The organism is Pseudoalteromonas sp. SG44-17 (assembly GCF_014164235.1).
GTDB classification, from domain to species: Bacteria; Pseudomonadota; Gammaproteobacteria; order Enterobacterales; family Alteromonadaceae; genus Pseudoalteromonas; species Pseudoalteromonas rhizosphaerae.
This window is the reverse complement of record NZ_JACJEV010000027.1, coordinates 24,449-42,372: the sequence shown is the minus strand read 5'-3', so window position 1 is coordinate 42,372 and position 17,924 is coordinate 24,449. Positions and strand designations below refer to the sequence as shown.

Sequence of the window (17,924 nt, the reverse complement as noted above, 5' to 3'; positions counted from 1 at the left end):
TAAATGTTACTCGCGATGATACGGGTGGTTATTGTTTAAGCTCCAGCCTCTATATAGACTTTCAGCAACAATAATACGCACCAATGGATGTGGTAGGGTCAAATTTGATAATGACCATTTTTGCTCTGAGGCAGCAATACATTCTGGTGCTAAGCCTTCAGGGCCGCCAATTAGCAAACTTACATCGCGGCCATCCAGTTGCCACTTCTCCATGTCTTTTGCTAATTGGTGAGTATCAAGCGCTTTGCCTGTTACCTCAAGCGTAACAATACGATTGCCTTTAGGGATAGCGGCTAAGGTTTTTTCGCCTTCAATATGCAAAATACGTTTAATATCTGCATTTTTACCACGTTTACCTGCGGGAATTTCAATTAACTCCAGCGCCATATCTTTTGGAAAGCGGCGCTGATATTGTGCAAAACCCGTTTCTACCCACGCTGGCATTTTGGTGCCAACGGCAATCATCTGTATTTTCACGTGTTACATCCAAGCTCTAGTAAAATTAGTGAGCAATTAGCTCCATAGTTTTTCGAGGTCGTAATAGCTACGTGCTTGATCTTGCATTACGTGTACGATTACATCGCCTAAATCAACCAGTGCCCATTCACCATCGCTTTGGCCTTCATAACCTAGAGGCTCTTGACCTGCGTGACGAGCTTCTTTTGCTAAATGATCAGCAATTGACAATACATGACGTTTCGAAGTACCAGAGCACACGACCATAAAATCGGTGATGTCTGAGCTTGCGCTTACATCAATATTAACCACATCACGTGCTTTCATATCGTCAATTTTGTCTATTGCAAAGGCGAGTAGTTGTTTCGTATCCAAGGTGTTATCTCATTTAAAAGTGAATAGCTGTTATTTTATCACGCAACTGGTATTTATTCATCACTTAGATAAAGTTGCTGTGATTGAATATACTGACTCACGCCAGTAGGAAGAAGTTCATTGTAATCTATGGCATTTTTAATCGCCTTGCGAATATCGCTTGAGGCAATAGCCATTTCTTCGCCAGCTAAAAAATATAATTTTCCACCAGCTTGCGTTGTAAGCTCTGCGCTATTACTACATTCTGCGGCTTGTTGGTATGCGAGTAACTCGCCATGGGCAGTGCATTTTAGGCCCGGGCGTTGAAATACCACAATATGACAAAGCTGAGTAATTGTTTGCCACTCAAACCATTTATCTAAGTTATTAAACGAATCCATGCCAATTAAAAATAATAATGGTTGATCTGGAAATTGTGTGCGGATCTCTTGCAGGCTTAATAATGAATATGACGGGCCACTGCGATTGAGTTCGCGTAAATCGAGTTGAAAATATGGGTAAGGTGCAATCGCTGCATTGAGCATTGCGATGCGATGCTGCGTACTTATCCCAGGTGCAGTCTTATGAGCTGGAATAGCACAAGGCATAAAGTATAAAGTCGCTAAATTAAAGTGTTTTACACAGTGCTTCGCCATATTTATATGGCCTAAGTGAACGGGGTCGAAGGTGCCACCAAACAGTGCAATCATTATAAACGCCTAATAATTAGTTAAGTGGGTGCGCAGGCAGTGGGATCACCAATGGCTGACAAAACACCAAACAAATATGTGCCAAAGCTTGATAAGGCTTGATTAAGTTACCTTGTTTATAGCTGGCATCAAATTGTGCGAGCAACTGGGTGATTTGCTCTAAAGTATGTATCGACAAACGATTAAGTGCTTGTTGAATCGGCCCTTGCTGATTTTTCCAGATGGCTTTTTGTTTAAATAGCGTTGCCAGTTGTTCACCTTGTTGTAAGCCTAATTGTAGGCTTAGTAAGGTATTTGCTTCTTTAGTAATGGTCCATAAGATACTCACAGCTTCAGTGTTATCGCCAGCGAGTTTATTTAATACTTTAATTGCTTGGCGACTATTACCTTGTAGCAGTGCATCACTTAAATCAAAAATATCAAACTTGGCTTGATTAAGTAGGCCTTGTAAAACCTGCTGTTGATCGATCATAGCAGTGCCATGCAATAACGACAGTTTTTCGAGCTCTTGAAAACACGCTAACAAATTACCTTCAGTAGCATCAATTAGGGTGCGTTTGGCATCTGCTTGCATATTGATTTTTAAGCGCTGGCACTGCTCATCAAGCCAACGGCTTAAATGATTGCCGGTCAGGGGGTAGCAGGGTACAAATACGCCCAGTTTATCTAACGACTTAAACCAAGCACTGCGCTGAATATCTTGACTGGCCTTGGCCCCTTTTACAATAAGTACGGTGTCGGGGTTGTTTAGTGCTACGAGCTGTTTAAACGTTTGGCTACCAACAATACCTGGCTTTTGAAAATTAAGGTCTAGCTCGATTAAAGTACGAGCACTAAATAACGACATACTTTGATATTGCGCTATTAGCTCTTGCCAATCAAAACCGGGCATTAAGGTAAATTTAACAACCTCATCAAAACCTTGCTGTTTCGCAATCTGACGAATTTGTTGAGCGCATTGTGCTACTTGAAAGGGTTCTTCACCAAATACTAAATAAAAAGGCTGTAAGCCTTTTTTTAATTCATTGGGTAATTGATTCGCATAACAGCGCATTATAGTTGCGACAGCTCTCTAACAATACGACGACTAGCTTGCATGCGAATTTCATTCAGTAGCAACTCTAACTCTTTTGCTTTTGCTAAAGCGTTATCTGGGTCGTCTTGATAATTACGATAAAGCTCAAAACGTTGTTCAATTGCTTCTTTGCCTGGGCGCTTGAGTAAGTAGCGAACACTATAAGCTAACTCGTACTCGGCAACCTGACCATTTTTAAATAATGATAAGGTTTGGCGTTCAAGACGATCTTTATATAAATACAGCTGAGCGACGTTTTTCTTAGGCGTGTCGAGTAACTCAACTTTGCTCAATGTGAGTTCTTTGCCAAGCATCGCAAATAACGCTGATTTTTCATCATCACCGTTTAAAGTTAAGGTGGCCAAGTCATCAGGCAGACTTGAGGCTTTTTTAAGGTGAAAGCCGCAGCTAGATAACAAAAAACAGACTAGCGCTAAGGCTAGTCCGTTTTTAATGGCATGAATAGCAGCCATAATTAGTTAGCAACCACGTTAAGTAGTTTACCTGGTACGTAAATAACCTTACGGATTGTTACGCCATCAGTGAACTTAGATACGTTAGGTTCAGCAAATGCTAGTGCTTCTACTTGCTCTTTAGTAGCATCAGCTGGCACCGTTAATTTTGCGCGTAGTTTACCGTTAACTTGCACGATGATCAGTTTTTCATCTTCAACAAGGGCAGACTCATCAACTACGGGCCAAGACGCATCTAAAATATCGCCTTCTTTACCCAATTCTTGCCACAATTGATGTGACAAATGCGGCGTAATTGGTGCAAGCATAATTAGCAGCGCTTCAAGCGCTTCGTTGGCAATCGCTACATCTTGTTTGTCAGCTAAAGGTGCTTTTAACAATTTGTTTGAGATTTCCATGATTGCCGCAATGGCAGTGTTGAATGTTTGACGACGTTCAACATCATCAGTCACTTTTGCAATTGCTTTGTGCAGCTCACGACGAAGCACTTTTTGCTCGTTATTTAATGCTGATTTGTCTAATGCTTGGAAACCAACAGTGTTTACATCAACCGCATATTTCCATACACGTTTAATGAAACGATGTGCCCCTTCAACACCTGAATCAGACCATTCAAGCGTTTGCTCTGGCGGTGCGGTAAACATCATAAATAAACGTACCGTATCAGCGCCGTATTGAGCGATAACTTGTTGCGGGTCGATACCGTTATTTTTTGATTTAGACATTTTGCTCATGCCTGATGAGAATACTGGCTCGCCGTCAACTTTATGCCATGCTTTAGTCACGCGGCCTTTGTCGTCTGTTTCAGTATTTACATCACTAGGGGAAATCCAAATGTCGCCACCTTTTTCATCTTTACGATAAAATGTTTCGGCAAGTACCATACCTTGGCATAGTAAGCGCTCAAATGGCTCATCTGAATTAACTAAGCCAAAATCACGTAATAATTTATGGAAAAAGCGCGAATACAATAAATGTAAAATAGCGTGCTCAATACCACCAATGTATTGGTTTACTGGTAACCAGTAGTTTGCCGCAGCTGGATCTAGCATACCTTTGTCATGGCGTGGACTACAGTAACGTGCGTAGTACCAAGATGATTCCATAAACGTATCAAAAGTGTCAGTTTCATGAAACGCAGGTGCGCCATTAACTGTGGTTTTAGCCCATTGTGGATCTGCTTTGATTGGCGATGTTACACCGTTCATTACCACGTCTTCTGGTAAGCGCACCGGCAGCATATCTTCAGTCGCAGCAAGTTCGTTACCGTTTTCATCGCTTAACATTGGGATTGGTGAACCCCAATAACGCTGACGGCTAACACCCCAATCACGTAAACGGAAGTTTACTTTACGCTCACCAACACCCAGAGCTTCAAGTTTGTCAGCAATAGCCTTAAATGCGCCATCAAAATCAAGGCCATCAAATTCAGCTGAATTTACCAGCACACCTTTTTCAGTGAATGCCGCTTCATTTAGGTTTACTTCAAGATCTGAACCTGCGACAGGTGCAATGACTTGTTTGATGTCTAAACCGTAAGCGGTAGCAAATTCAAAGTCCCGTTGGTCGTGCGCGGGTACGGCCATTACAGCACCTGAGCCATAATGCATTAATACAAAGTTGGCAACCCAAATTGGTACTTGCTCACCGGTAAGTGGGTGAGTAGCAAAAAAGCCCGTTGCGATGCCTTTTTTCTCCATCGTCGCCATATCAGCTTCAGCTACTTTGGTGTTTTTGCATTCATCAACAAAGCGTGCCACAGCGTCGCTATTTTTAGCTGCTTCTTGTGCGATAGGGTGTCCGCCTGCAACAGCAACATAAGTCACACCCATAAAGGTATCAGGGCGAGTGGTATAAACGCTGAATGTTTCGTTGTTATCGGTGCGTTTAAACTCAATATCTACCCCTTCAGAGCGACCAATCCAGTTGCGCTGCATGGTTTTAACTTGCTCTGGCCAATCTTCTAACTTGTCTAAGTCGTCAAGTAGCTCTTGCGCGTAGTCAGTGATTTTAATAAACCACTGTGGAATTTCTTTTTGTTCAACTACAGCACCTGAACGCCAACCGCGACCATCAATAACTTGCTCGTTAGCAAGTACTGTTTGGTCTACTGGATCCCAGTTTACCGTTGACATTTTTTTGTACACTAGGCCTTTTTCGTAAAGCTTAGTGAAGAACCACTGTTCCCATTTGTAATATTCTGGATGGCAAGTTGCGATCTCACGATCCCAGTCATAACCAAAACCTAATTGCTTAAGTTGGGTACGCATGTAATCGATGTTCTCGTAGGTCCATTTTGCTGGCGCAGTTTTATTTTTAATTGCCGCATTTTCAGCCGGTAGACCAAACGCGTCCCAACCCATAGGTTGCATTACGTTTTTGCCTTGCAAGCGTTGGAAACGAGAAACAACATCACCAATCGTGTAGTTACGCACATGACCCATGTGGAGTCGGCCGCTTGGGTAAGGGAACATAGAAAGGCAATAATACTTTTCTTTGCTCTCGTCTTCAGTGGCTTTAAATACTTGGTTTTCTTCCCAGTAGGCTTGGACTTTTGACTCTATGTCTTGCGGGTTATATTGCTCTTGCATCTACGGTTCCAGACTTCTTGCAAACTAATAAAAAATTGCCGTTAGGATACCCCAAAAAAAGCACTAATCACAGCGTCAAATCAGTGGATTTTATATGAAATTAGTTTTCAGGGCAGGTTAACCTATACTTGTGTAAGGTATAGGTTCGCTAAACACAGTTCTGAAGGAGTAAACAATGGCTGATTATAAGACGTGGTTAACAGATTTGAGCACATGGTTAAAAGACGTAAAAGATCATGAGCTAAAAGATGCGATGGATAAGTTTATTGAATCTGAACAAGCGCTAAAAGATTTAGGACAAGAAAAATTAACTTTATACAGTGAATATTTAAAGCGCGATATTGAACACATCCAAGAGCACGATCAACACTATGGTTCCCTTGCATGGCAAGAGCTTAAAGAGTCTTTGTGGTTTGAACTTTCACATATCGAAGACAAAACTCAACTTGAGTGGCAAGCATTAAATCAAGATTTTAAGCACAATGGGGTATATCACCAAGGCGAATGGATAGCCATGGGCACATTAGTATGTAAGAATTGCCAATATAGTTATGATATTTACCACGCTACGCAAATTACAGCGTGTTCGCAATGTGATGGTATCTACTTTAGCCGCAAGGCACTACAACCTTAAATAGTTAGTGAACAGTGCCTTTTAGTGCACTGATGCCACCTTACAAAATCAACGAATATGTTGGTATAAAAAGAAGTTAGAATGACGAAGAAACTGCTGCCTTTATCTGTGTCGGCCCTTGCGCCGACAATTTCACTTAATCATGTACAAACGTGCATGAACAATCCATATCCTGAAACCTTGACTTTCATCGGTCAACAGCGGGCGCAAAGTGCGCTTGATTTCTCGTTAGGGATGGAATTACCTGGTTACAATGTGTATGTAATGGGGGAGGCCGCGCATGGTCGGTTTACCTTAGTCAAAGATAAACTTCAAGCACACAGCAAAGGCCGGCCAACACCAAATGAGTGGTTATACGTTAATAATTATGACGACCACCGCGAGCCTATCGCAATGTTTTTACAAGCAGGTCAAAGTAAACAGTTAGCTGATGATATTGACTCATTTATTGATGAAGTACTCGACACCTTTCCTGCAGCGTTTGATAACCCAGCGTACCAGCGTAAAAAGAAAAAAATCGACCGTGAATTTAACGACGCTTACGATAGCGCAATTACTGCTGTGGAAATTGCCGCGCTTGAGCAAAGTGTTGCCTTAATTGAAGAAAAAAGTGTGGTTGGATTTGCCCCGCTGATTGATGGCAAACAACTAAGCGATGCTGAATTTGCTGAGCTTGATGATGAATTGCGTGAACAATTTTATGAAGTAATTGAAAAACTCGAAGATGCACTCATTGAGGCACTGATTGAGTTGCCTCGTTGGAAACGTGAATCATCTGAAAAACTCCGTAATTTAAAAAAATCCACCGCAGAGCTGGCTACTAAGCCATTACTAAAAGATCTTGAACATAAATATGCTGCGCACATTGGAGTATTACGCTATCTAAAAGACATCCGCGTGGAAATTATTGATGCGGTACTTGAGTGGCTCGATGATGAAGATGTTAGCGACGAAAACAAAGAAGATTTTGACCGTAAAGGGATGCTTACCGACTTTTTTGCACCTAATATATTAGTTGAATTTAAAGAAGGTGATGCTGCCCCTGTGGTGTATGAGCCAAATCCTACCTTTGGTAATATTTTTGGCAAAATTGAATATGCTACTTCACAAGGCTCATTGATCACCAGTTATCGATCGATTCAGCCGGGGGCACTGCATCGCGCTAACGGTGGTTATTTGATTATGGACGCTGAAAAAGTGATGGCTAATCCACAAGTGTGGGATGGTTTAAAGCTGTCATTAAAAACTCATCAAATCAAAAATGATTTACCGTATCAAGATAGTGCTGTTGGCAGTAGCTTTACCTTGCGTCCACAGTTGATCCCGCTTGATGTAAAAATTATTTTACTCGGCTCGCGTGAGTTGTATTACACCATCGGTGAATATGACGAAGAGTTTGCTGAGCTGTTTAGAGTGTTAGCCGATTTTGATTATTACCTGCCAAGCAGTGATAAATTACAGTATCAATTTATCACTAAAGTGATTGAGTACTGTGAGCAGACGCTAAAGTGTAGTCTAACTGAGTCAGCGATGGCACGATTACTGAAATTTAGCTACCGCCAAGCAGAACATCACAATAAGCTTTCAGCTCGTTTTGCTGATGTGTTAGAGCTAGTGGCAGAAGCCAGCTTTTATACCAAGCAAGATAACTTAACTTTAATTGATGCCCATCATATTGATGAAGCGATTGAAGGCAAGCAATATCGTACTGGGCAAATTAGCGAAAATATGCTCAGCGATATCAAAGAAGGGCATACCTTAATTGCCACCGACGGTCATGCTGTAGGTAAAGTAAACGGTTTAACAGTATTACACATTGGCGATACTTCTTTTGGTACTCCGGCACGGATCACCGCCACGGTTTACGCTGGTGCGGATGGGGTAATTGACGTTGAGCGCGAAGCTGAGCTGGGTAAAGCCATTCACTCCAAAGGTGTCATGCTACTGACTGGCTATTTAGGTAATAAATATGCGCAGCAATTTAGTTTAACGCTCAGTGCTAATATCGCCATTGAACAAAGTTATGGCTACATTGATGGCGACAGTGCGTCATTAGCTGAGTTGTGTGCGCTTATTTCTGCAATTACTAGCTTACCTATTAGCCAGTCAATTGCACTGACTGGTTCAATTAACCAGCACGGTGACGTGCAAGCCATTGGCGGTGTAAACGAAAAAATTGAAGGGTTTTTTAAGCTTTGCAAAATGCGTGGTTTAACGTCTGCGCAAGGAGTAATTATTCCTAAATCAAATCAAGTAAACTTAGTGCTTGATGACGAGATCCTCAATGCAGTAGAGCTTGGCAAGTTTCATATTTATGCAGTTGAAACGGTTGACCAAGCGCTTAATTTACTGATGGATATTGCAGCAGGCGAGTTGAGCGACGGGCAATATCCTGAAAACTCAGTTAACGGCATTGCCTTAGCCCGTTTAAGTGAAATTGCAGATATCGTTAATGGCGATAACGACGAAAAAGAACACGAGAAAGAATAATCATGATCAACATTATTTTGGCGATTATCATCGCCATTTTATGCTTTTTGATTTTTCAAAATAGCAAAAAAGTAAAGCAACAAGCGGTCGCTAATGCGCAAATCGAAGCCGACTTTTTAGTGGCAAACAGCAAGGTTGAAGGGGTTATTGAGACCGCATCTGGTCTGCAATATAAAGTTGTTAGCAGCAGTGGTAGTGAGGCAAGACCAAGCCCAACTAGCATGGTGAATGTGCATTATCACGGTACTTTGCTAGATGGCAGTGTATTTGACAGTTCTGTTGAGCGTAATAGCCCAATCAGTTTTGGTTTAAATCAGGTAATAAAAGGCTGGACTGAAGGCTTGCAACTGATGAGTGAAGGCGATAAATACACCTTTTATATCCCTCATCAATTAGCTTACGGTGAAAAACGTGTTGGCAGTATTCCTCCAGCCTCTTTACTTATATTTGAAGTTGAATTACTTAAAGTAGAGTCTTAGTTGAAAAAATGGCGAAATAAATACATTCGCCATTTTAAACAACTTTTACATGGCTTCTAGCTTGATACCACGTGTTTCTTTTATATATTTAACAATAAAAAATACGCTAATAAAGGCCGAAATAGCATAAAACCCATAGGCACCAGCTAAACCAATACTACCGAGCATAATCGGGAAGGTCATGGTAATTGTAAAGTTGGCAAGCCATTGCGCACTTGCTGCAACAGCTAAAGCAGCCCCTCGAATACGATTATTGAACATTTCGCCTAATAGTACCCATACAACAGGTCCCCAGCTTAAGCCAAAAAATACCACAAAGAGATTAGCCATGATAAGTGCAAACGTGCCCATACTGTCAGTTAATGCAAGTTTACCTGCCGCATCGAGGCCTGCGCTACCAAAGGTATAAGTTAATGCACTTAAACTAATAAACATACCAATACTACCTACTAGTAATAATGGTTTTCTGCCTACTTTATCGATAAGCGCAATTGCTATAAAAGTAGATAAAATATTGGTAGTACCCGCTAATACATTGATGAATAAAGATTGTGATTCATCAAAACCCGCTGCTTGCCAAAGCTCAGAGCCGTAATAAAAGACCACATTAATGCCTACAAATTGCTGAAAAACAGACAAAGCGATACCAACCCATACAATTGGGTGTATTTTCTTTTTACCGTCAATAAATAAGTCACGAATACTTGGTTTTTTATCGCCATGAAGTGACTGCTTAACATCGTTTATTTGTGATTGGGCATCATCATTAGATATTTTTTTAAATACAGCTTTGGCTTTTTCTAATTGGCCTTGGGCAACTAAATAACGCGGCGACTCTGGTATAAATAATACTCCCAACAGAAATAATCCTGCAGGTACAAGTTCTGCCCAAAACATCCAGCGCCAAGCCGCCAGCTCAAGAATAAAAATACCTTCAGCGCCGTTTGCCGCCGAAGCGATCAGGTAATTACTTAAAAAAGCAGCAAATAAGCCAAGTACAATCGCTAATTGTTGCAGTGTTGCTAATCGTCCACGCAAAGCCGCAGGTGCGACTTCAGCAATGTAAGCGGGTGCCAATACAGATGCAGCGCCAATACCGAGACCACCAAATAGACGATAAAAAATAAATTCAGCGGAGCTGTCTGCAATGCCTGAACCAAACGCGCTAATGGCAAATATTACTGCAGTGATGATCATAATTGAGCGGCGGCCAAATTTATCAGCAAGCGGGCCCGCAATCAGCGCACCAAGAGCACAACCCAGTAAAACCGACGCAACATTAAACCCTGTTGCGACGCTGCTTGAGTTAAATGTTTTGCCAAGCGCCGACACAGTTCCGTTGATAACCCCGGAGTCAAAGCCAAATAAAAAGCCACCAATTGCTGCAACGCCAGATATAAATATAACGTAAAGTAGAGAATGGGTGTTTGTTGATAAAGAGTGATTCGGGCTATTAATCTTGCCCGACGATAAAGGTGTTGTCATGGTGATATACCTGGTTATTGTTGTAACGAATTATATAGTAGTGTGAGGCGACGCATATTTTAACATGATTTTATCGGGGCTGACTCTTTCATAACTAATATTAAAGTTATTATTAAGCACTTCGAGTAGACCTTTAACGTCGCCAGTTTTGAACATGCCTGCAACGTGTACTTGCTTCAAACGTTCGTCATCAGCAAGCTCAAAGTTAATATTGGTATAGCGGCTAATTTCGGTCATTGCGTCGCTAAGTGATTCGCCTCTGAAAATGATACTCCCTTGACGCCAAGATAAGTTTGCTGCCACATCAATCGCGTCAATTTTTTCAACTTTTTTGGTAATTTCACCCTTAAAGTCTAAATTGAGTTTCTCACCCTTTGATACCGGCGTGGAATGCAGCGATACATCTTTTGCAACTCTAGAAGTGCCATTATTTGAGAGGTTAGGTACAGCGGTTGTATACTGCTGAGCAACTAATACTTTTCCATCGGTAACAATAAGTTCTATTTGTTTATTGTTTACCTCTACATTAAACGCAGTTCCAACGGCTTGGATTATTTTATTACCAGTGACGACACTCAAAGGCCGTGAGGTATCATGTGCGACATCAATATGGATCTCACCACGAAGAAGATTGATTACTCGGGCTGATGGAGTGTATTTAATATGGACAAAACTATTTGTATTGAGTGTTATTTTACTTTGGTCAGGCAAAATAATATCTTTACTTTCTCCAATCGCAGTTTGAAAGTTTAATTGTTTTGCTACTACCGCAGATTTATTCGCTTGGTTAAACAGCGAAAAATTAAATGTTTCTTGAAAAAAGCTAAGCGCAACAGCCAATAAAATGGATGCTGCTATTGCGCCTAACCACACAGGGAGTTTTTGTTGTTGTTTTGATGCTTGTGGAAATAAGTCTGATAAACGACTTAACTCACTCATTTTATCCCACAATTGTGCAACTTCTAGCAGAACCTCAACATTTTTGTAAGAATCTCCAAGCCAAGCTTTAAGTGCTTCTTTTTCATCGCTGCTAAGGTTTCGGTCAAGTTTGGCTAGCCACTCACTCGCTTGATCTAAGCGTTCATCTTCAACTTGATTACTATCTTGGGAAGATTGATGGATCTGATGAATGTTACTCATATTTGCCTCCTGCACTGAGGTTTGCTGAAGGGGCTGGCTCATTATAGGTGCTTTTATTTGATTGACGCATAAACAGCGTACATCTTTTCATGCCTGTTGCAATATGCTTTTCCACGGTACTTTCACTAAGCTCCAATTGTGCAGCTATTTCACGCTGCGAATAGCCATACACTTTTTTTAATACAAATACTTTTCGACACTGTATCGGAAGCAATCTTACTGCTTCACAAAAATTCGAAAATTCATTATCGGTAAGTGTGCTCTCATACATCTCATCTTTGTATTGTTCACACAGAAGTTGCTCAAGCGCTTCCATATTATCAATACCGTCGACCAAGCGTATATTGGCCTGTTTTTGATAATCTAATGCTAAATTACGCGCAGTTTTATAGATAAATGACTTGGGAGAGTTAATATTGTCGCTGTTTTCAATTTTGCATATACGCACATACGTTTCTTGCACAATATCTTCAATTTCATGAGGTGGCACAATTTTAGCCACAACTCGCGAAATGCTTTTTCTTGAGACTAAATAAGCCTTGTGAAGTAGTGTGTCTTTCGTCATTAACGTTTTCTCATCGGATTTAGCTCTGCTGTTATTATTTTTATGCCAATACTTAGTAAGACGATTGAGATAAAAAAATCCACTAGGCAAAAACCATTTAATCGCATTTTTTTAATATAACGTTACCCATTGCCCTTTACCGGTCCATTTCTCGTTTTGCTTAAAGCTTGTAATTACAGTGTTAATTGTACTACAGTTTTTAGCAATCAAGAGTTCGGGTCTAGGCGCTAAGCTACTTAGCATCGTATGGTGCTTCTTTGGTTGTTAAAAAAACAGCGTACAAATTATCTTAATTTACATCACTAAGTACTTAGATATTTACACCCAAATAGATACTTTAAATACGATTTAAACTTTTTAATTACTTGTTCTAATTGACGATATGCAGCAATTTTAGAAATGGGTTTAGCGGATAAAAACAGCAATTACTTTGCAAGCGAAACATTATTCAAAATTGAATATTTCGCCGTTGTATTTTAGTAATAATAAAAACAAAAAGGCTTAGCAATTTTCAGTATGACTAGTCAAAAATATATATTATTTGTAAATAATCGAAAATATTTATGGGGGAAAATAAAAACTCACTCGTCTTTGTTTTGTGTATGGCGAAAAACCATGCACATGAAATATCAAACATCTCAGCTTCATTTTTGTGTACTGGTTTTGGTTTTTACTTTGTTTAATACAGAGGCTCAAGCAAATACCAAAAATGGCAAGATTATGTTTGATATTCCAAGACAAAGGGCTGATCTATCGCTGATTAATTTTGCAGAGCAAGCTGATATTACCTTGTTGTTTCCGTTGGATAAAATCCAACAGTTGCAGACTAATAATATTACTGGTGAGTATTCAATAATAACTGCATTAAATAGTTTACTTGCAGGGACAGGCTTGCAATCACATGTCAGCGAAGATGGGCAAATATCTATTTCGATAGATCCACGCTTCGAGAGAAATGACAACATGACTAATTATAAAAAAAACGGGGTGGCGAGTGCCGTACTCGCAGTGCTTAGTAGCGTTACACTACCTGCAGTAGCCGATACCGCAGAACAAGGACCTGAAATAATTGAAGTAAGAGGAATAAGAGGATCACTTGGACGCGCAATGGATGCTAAACGTGAAGCGGGTGGAGTCGTCGATTCTATTTCAGCAGAAGATATTGGTAAATTCCCAGATACTAACTTAGCTGAGTCATTGCAACGTATCACCGGTGTTTCGATTGACCGTTCCGGCGGGGAAGGGCAATTAATCACGGTACGGGGATTCGGCCCGCAATTTAATACCGTGTTAGTCAATGGCCGCCAAATGGCATCTGAAAACCAAAGCCGAGCATTTAGTTTTGATACTATCGCGTCGGAGCTGGTAAAGAGTTTAGATGTATTTAAAACATCAACCGCAACAAAGCAGTCAGGCGGTATAGGCTCAACAATCAATGTAAATACCGCTCGTCCATTTGCTATTAATGGCTTTAAAGTAGCCGGCAGCATAAAAGGTATTTATGACGACAATAGTGAAGAAACAACGCCAGAGGTATCAGGATTAATTAGTAATACATTTAATGACGATACCCTAGGTTTGTTATTCGCTGTTTCACGTCAAGAACGTAGAACCCGGTTAAATCAAGCACAAGTAGATGGCTGGTTAGAAAATGTTGGCGTGCCTAAGCCGCAAACACAAAGCGGACAAGCTTATACTGGCAATATTTTTTCTCCCCGTAATTATGATCATAAAGTAACCACAGAGACGCGCACTCGCACCAATGCTAATTTAGTTATTCAATATGCCCCGTCTGATGATGTAGTGATTACTGGCGATGCACTGTATTCTGATTTTGATGTTGAAGCCGATACAACGTCTTATGGACACTGGTTTACTGCACCCAATTTAGAAGGGTTTGGTAATGCTGATGGACCAACTGTTGACGAAAATGGCACGGTGATTGATCTTTATCAAGAAGTCGGGCTTGCAACGGATATGCACGCTAAAAAATTCGATCGTTTAACAAACTCCAGTGCGCTTGGGCTTAATTTACAATGGCACGTAAACGATAATTTAAAAATGAATTTTGATTTAAGCCATTCAAAGGCTGAGCGTGAAGCAAATAATGGCCGAGGTGATCAGTTATCTTTGATTGGTTATGCAAACCGTGTGCGCTTTCAAGTTGATCAAGGGATCTTACCTTATGCGAGTGAGTTTGCATCGGCTGATGACAGTATTTACAGTGGTCAACAGGAGCTAGATGGCAGCGCATATAACCCGGCAATTAGCCCTGATGGGGTCTCAAATCATTTAGATCCGGCAAATAGCCGAGCTCATGTTATGTTGCGTCGTGGCTGGGCGGTCGAAGATACCGTTGATCAATTTCGTTGGGATAGTACATGGTACAACGATGGTTATACGGGTCTTGTAGCCGTAAAATTTGGCGCAATGTATTCATCCGAAACTAAAAGTCTTGAACGTTGGGATAATGAAGGTGTAGGTATACATTGTACTTTCTGTGGTTACCCAGATATGCCTAGTATGGACGGACTCGCACAGTTTGTATTTGATGCCGGCGATGACTTTTTAGATAACGTCAGTGGCAGTGGTCGTATGCCAACATCTTGGCTTGCACATGATGGTGAAGCAAACTTTGCTTATCTTGAGCAATATGCCGCTGCAAATGGGCAGCCAATTAGCTTTGATGCAGTAAAGCGTAATAAGTCATTTGAAATAACAGAAGACACAATTGCTTTATATAGCGAATTTGATTTTGAATCAGAGCTTGCGGGTATGCCCTTGTTTGCCTCAGCTGGGTTTAGGTATGAAACGACTGATGTTGAAGTGAACGGAAGCGATGAACCAGTTAACTCATTGTCAATTTTAGATAAAACAGAAATGTTAGCTAATTATGGCAATGTTCAATCTATTTCAGCTAATTCTGACTATGAAGCCATTTTACCTAATTTTAGTCTTAAGCTCGAAATCAATGATGACTTAATTGCCCGTGCTGCGGTATCACAAACAATCACTCGACCGACGCTCGATAGTATGTCACCGGTAACAGTGATAGAAACAACGCGGCAAGGTGGCAATTTAACATCCAGCTCTGGTAATCCAGCGTTAGCTCCTTTTACTTCTGATAACTTAGATCTATCTCTTGAATGGTACTACGGCAATGCAAGTTATGTATCGGCAGGTTATTTTAGAAAAAATGTTGCTAATTTTATTATCAATACCACTGAAGACTTAACCTTTGAACTGCCCGGTGGCGGTCTACTTACTGATCCTTCCACAGGTAATGATGTTGATAGTCCAGATCCAGCAGACACCACGGCGGTGTTTACCAATACCATACCAAATAACAGTGAATCAGCAATTGTTGATGGGTGGGAGGTTGCTCTACAGCATACTTTCGACAGTGGCTTTGGTTTTATGGTTAATGCCACTATTGTAGATAGTAACAAAGAGTTAGATGCTGCAGATATTACTCAAGTGTTTGCTCTTACAGGCTTAAGTGATTCATATAATGTGGTAGGTTTTTATGAAAATGATTCTTTTCAAGCTCGCTTAGCTTACAACTGGCGAGACAGCTTTGTGCAATCGTTAAGTCAACTTAATGGTGATGGTGTAACTATTGTAGAAGACTATGCACAGCTTGATGCGAACATTAGTTATGATTTAACAGAACACGTCACAGTCTTTATTGAAGGCATTAATCTAACTCAAGAGTATGTTCACAAACGAGGTCGTTTTGCTAATCAAATGCTACAAATTGAAGACAGCGGTCGACGTTTCATGTTCGGTATTCGCGGTAATTTCTAGGCATTAATCGGGTAAATAAAGTGACTTTTATGTATTGATTAAAAGTCACTTTTAATTGTAATCCACGCGAGTATTAAAATGAAACAACAAGAAAAAAGCATAAACACAGTGATTGTCGTGGGTGGTGGTATTGCGGGTTGGTTAACTGCGGGGCGATTGGCTGCAGAGCATAAGAGTAATACGGACGTTGGCGTCAAGGTCACGTTAGTCGAATCGCCAAACGTACCAATTATTGGCGTTGGTGAAGGTACTTGGCCAACAATGCGCAGCACTTTAATCGCTTTGGGTATTAGTGAAACCGACTTTATCCGTGAGTGTGACGCTAGTTTTAAACAAGGTGCTAAGTTTGCACAATGGGTGGATGGTGGCGAAGATGATTATTATTATCACCCATTGGTTTTACCGCAAGGATTCACTAAAACAGATATGGCAGGATATTGGTTAAACGATGGCGAGCAATCATCATCGTTTTCTAATGCGGTATGTTTTCAAGAAGCACTTTGCGAGCAAGGTCTTGCGCCAAAGACGATCAGAACGCCTGAATATGGCGCTGTCGCCAATTACGCTTATCATCTAGATTCAGCTAAATTTGCAGTGTTTTTACAAAAACACTGCATCGAAAATTTAGGTGTAACCCATATTTTAGCTGATGTTACTAAAGTTAACAGCATCGAAAATGGTGATATAGGTAGTTTAACAACAAAGCAGGCCGGAAATATAAGTGGCGATTTATTTGTTGATTGCAGTGGTTTTTCATCGTTATTGCTCGGAGGTCATTATCAAGTGCCGTTCAAATCCTATCGTGATGTTTTATTCATAGATACGGCTTTAGCAGTACAGGTACCCTATGAAAATGACAGTAGCCCAATCGCTTCACATACCATCTCGACGGCGCAAGAAGCAGGTTGGATCTGGGACATAGGTTTACAACATCGCCGTGGTGTTGGTTATGTGTATTCGAGCAAACACAGTACTGAATCGCAAGCAAGGGCAAGACTTGCCGACTATATAGGCGATAAGATTGATTCACTGACAATCAGAAAAATTCCGATAGAAAGTGGCCATCGCAGTCACTTTTGGCAAAATAATTGTGTTGCTGTTGGATTGTCTGCTGGCTTTTTAGAGCCACTTGAAGCGTCTGCTCTTGTGTTAGTTGAGATGTCAGCGCAAATGATTAGCGAGCAATTGCCACCGACTCGCGAGGTAATGGATATTACAGCGAAACGCTTTAACGATACATTTCTCTACCGCTGGGGGAAAATAATCGACTTTTTAAAGCTGCACTATATTTTGAGTAAGCGCACCGATAATGCGTTTTGGATAGATAATCGCGATCCACAAACGATCCCACAAAGCTTGCAAGATTTAATGCAACTTTGGCAATATCGCGCTCCTGCTGATTATGATTTTGCGAGTAATAATGAAGTGTTTCCTGCTGCAAGCTATCAGTATGTCTTGTATGGAATGGGCTTTAAAAGTGATTACAGCAACTCACCTCACTTATTAAATGATAAAACATTTGCACAGAGTCAATTTGCTAAAAATAAACATATGATTCAGCAAGCAGTTTCAACATTACCTAGTAACAGAGAGTTACTTGATAAAATTAAGCTGCATGGGCTTAGTGCAATTTAATTGTGCTGTGAAATATAAAGAATAAAGAGA

At 40.7% G+C, this 17,924-nt stretch carries 14 protein-coding genes; 5 read left to right on the top strand and 9 right to left on the bottom strand.

All coding sequences use genetic code 11. The features are described 5' to 3' along the window. Positions 1 to 6 precede the first annotated feature (6 nt). From rlmH to leuS, 6 genes are read right to left on the bottom strand one after another with little or no spacing between them, the layout of a single operon-like run. Positions 7 to 477, bottom strand: coding sequence for a 23S rRNA (pseudouridine(1915)-N(3))-methyltransferase RlmH (gene rlmH, locus H5182_RS16745; RefSeq protein WP_145240546.1), 471 nt, complete (start codon positions 475 to 477; stop codon positions 7 to 9). 36 nt (positions 478 to 513) lie between these two features. Continuing rightward, on the bottom strand, positions 514 to 831 hold the full coding sequence (gene rsfS / locus H5182_RS16740; protein ID WP_145240548.1) for a ribosome silencing factor: 318 nt from the start codon (positions 829 to 831) through the stop codon (positions 514 to 516). Between the two features lie 53 nt (positions 832 to 884). Further along, a complete protein-coding gene (gene nadD / locus H5182_RS16735; protein WP_149980732.1) occupies positions 885 to 1,520 on the bottom strand; it encodes a nicotinate-nucleotide adenylyltransferase in 636 nt (211 codons plus the stop codon). Positions 1,521 to 1,536: 16 nt separating this feature from the next. Then, positions 1,537 to 2,574 carry a DNA polymerase III subunit delta gene (gene holA / locus H5182_RS16730; protein ID WP_145240552.1) on the bottom strand — a complete coding sequence of 346 codons (1,038 nt, stop codon included), beginning with the start codon at positions 2,572 to 2,574 and terminating at the stop codon, positions 1,537 to 1,539. Beyond that, on the bottom strand, positions 2,574 to 3,068 hold the full coding sequence (gene lptE, locus H5182_RS16725) for an LPS assembly lipoprotein LptE (protein ID WP_145240554.1): 495 nt from the start codon (positions 3,066 to 3,068) through the stop codon (positions 2,574 to 2,576). The genes holA and lptE overlap by 1 nt, the downstream gene beginning before the upstream one ends. A 2-nt stretch (positions 3,069 to 3,070) precedes the next feature. Next, on the bottom strand, positions 3,071 to 5,659 hold the full coding sequence (gene leuS, locus H5182_RS16720; RefSeq protein WP_182760351.1) for a leucine--tRNA ligase: 2,589 nt from the start codon (positions 5,657 to 5,659) through the stop codon (positions 3,071 to 3,073). 175 nt (positions 5,660 to 5,834) lie between these two features. Between leuS and H5182_RS16715 the strand changes: the two genes are divergently transcribed. The 3 genes from H5182_RS16715 (at position 5,835) to H5182_RS16705 (ending at position 9,262) form a co-directional block, all read left to right on the top strand. Beyond that, positions 5,835 to 6,293, top strand: coding sequence for a zinc ribbon-containing protein (locus H5182_RS16715; protein ID WP_145240558.1), 459 nt, complete (start codon positions 5,835 to 5,837; stop codon positions 6,291 to 6,293). Between the two features lie 81 nt (positions 6,294 to 6,374). Continuing rightward, on the top strand, positions 6,375 to 8,783 hold the full coding sequence (locus H5182_RS16710; RefSeq protein WP_145240561.1) for a Lon protease family protein: 2,409 nt from the start codon (positions 6,375 to 6,377) through the stop codon (positions 8,781 to 8,783). A 2-nt stretch (positions 8,784 to 8,785) separates the two neighbouring features. Next, positions 8,786 to 9,262, top strand: a complete 477-nt coding sequence (locus tag H5182_RS16705; RefSeq protein WP_149980730.1) for an FKBP-type peptidyl-prolyl cis-trans isomerase — start codon at positions 8,786 to 8,788, stop codon at positions 9,260 to 9,262. A gap of 45 nt (positions 9,263 to 9,307) precedes the next feature. On the opposite strand, the gene H5182_RS16700 is transcribed toward H5182_RS16705, so the two are convergent. The 3 genes from H5182_RS16700 to H5182_RS16690 are packed head-to-tail and all read right to left on the bottom strand — an operon-like array spanning position 9,308 to position 12,452. After that, positions 9,308 to 10,747: a sugar porter family MFS transporter gene (locus H5182_RS16700; RefSeq protein ID WP_220493069.1), complete on the bottom strand. Its 1,440-nt coding sequence runs from the start codon at positions 10,745 to 10,747 to the stop codon at positions 9,308 to 9,310. Positions 10,748 to 10,777: 30 nt separating this feature from the next. Next, positions 10,778 to 11,887 carry a FecR family protein gene (locus H5182_RS16695; protein WP_145240565.1) on the bottom strand — a complete coding sequence of 370 codons (1,110 nt, stop codon included), beginning with the start codon at positions 11,885 to 11,887 and terminating at the stop codon, positions 10,778 to 10,780. Then, on the bottom strand, positions 11,880 to 12,452 hold the full coding sequence (locus H5182_RS16690; RefSeq protein ID WP_145240567.1) for an RNA polymerase sigma factor: 573 nt from the start codon (positions 12,450 to 12,452) through the stop codon (positions 11,880 to 11,882). The genes H5182_RS16695 and H5182_RS16690 overlap by 8 nt, the downstream gene beginning before the upstream one ends. Before the next feature lie 516 nt (positions 12,453 to 12,968). Between H5182_RS16690 and H5182_RS16685 the strand changes: the two genes are divergently transcribed. Together H5182_RS16685 and H5182_RS16680 are read left to right on the top strand one after the other, a co-directional pair. Further along, entirely contained in the window at positions 12,969 to 16,259 is a 3,291-nt protein-coding gene (locus H5182_RS16685) for a TonB-dependent receptor (protein ID WP_182758048.1), read from the top strand. Positions 16,260 to 16,337: 78 nt separating this feature from the next. Then, positions 16,338 to 17,894, top strand: a complete 1,557-nt coding sequence (locus tag H5182_RS16680) for a tryptophan halogenase family protein (RefSeq protein ID WP_145240572.1) — start codon at positions 16,338 to 16,340, stop codon at positions 17,892 to 17,894. Positions 17,895 to 17,924 lie beyond the last annotated feature (30 nt).

Bases quoted from the DNA above. Each gene is read 5' to 3' on its own strand.
- lptE (WP_145240554.1), bottom strand. From the start codon at position 3,068: ATGGCTGCTATTCATGCCATTAAAAACGGACTAGCCTTAGCGCTAGTC.
- nadD (WP_149980732.1), bottom strand. From the start codon at position 1,520: ATGATTGCACTGTTTGGTGGCACCTTCGACCCCGTTCACTTAGGCCAT.
- H5182_RS16705 (WP_149980730.1), top strand. From the start codon at position 8,786: ATGATCAACATTATTTTGGCGATTATCATCGCCATTTTATGCTTTTTG.
- H5182_RS16680 (WP_145240572.1), top strand. From the start codon at position 16,338: ATGAAACAACAAGAAAAAAGCATAAACACAGTGATTGTCGTGGGTGGT.
- H5182_RS16700 (WP_220493069.1), bottom strand. From the start codon at position 10,747: ATGACAACACCTTTATCGTCGGGCAAGATTAATAGCCCGAATCACTCT.
- H5182_RS16695 (WP_145240565.1), bottom strand. From the start codon at position 11,887: ATGAGTAACATTCATCAGATCCATCAATCTTCCCAAGATAGTAATCAA.
- H5182_RS16690 (WP_145240567.1), bottom strand. From the start codon at position 12,452: ATGACGAAAGACACACTACTTCACAAGGCTTATTTAGTCTCAAGAAAA.
- leuS (WP_182760351.1), bottom strand. From the start codon at position 5,659: ATGCAAGAGCAATATAACCCGCAAGACATAGAGTCAAAAGTCCAAGCC.
- H5182_RS16685 (WP_182758048.1), top strand. From the start codon at position 12,969: ATGACTAGTCAAAAATATATATTATTTGTAAATAATCGAAAATATTTA.
- H5182_RS16715 (WP_145240558.1), top strand. From the start codon at position 5,835: ATGGCTGATTATAAGACGTGGTTAACAGATTTGAGCACATGGTTAAAA.
- H5182_RS16710 (WP_145240561.1), top strand. From the start codon at position 6,375: ATGACGAAGAAACTGCTGCCTTTATCTGTGTCGGCCCTTGCGCCGACA.
- holA (WP_145240552.1), bottom strand. From the start codon at position 2,574: ATGCGCTGTTATGCGAATCAATTACCCAATGAATTAAAAAAAGGCTTA.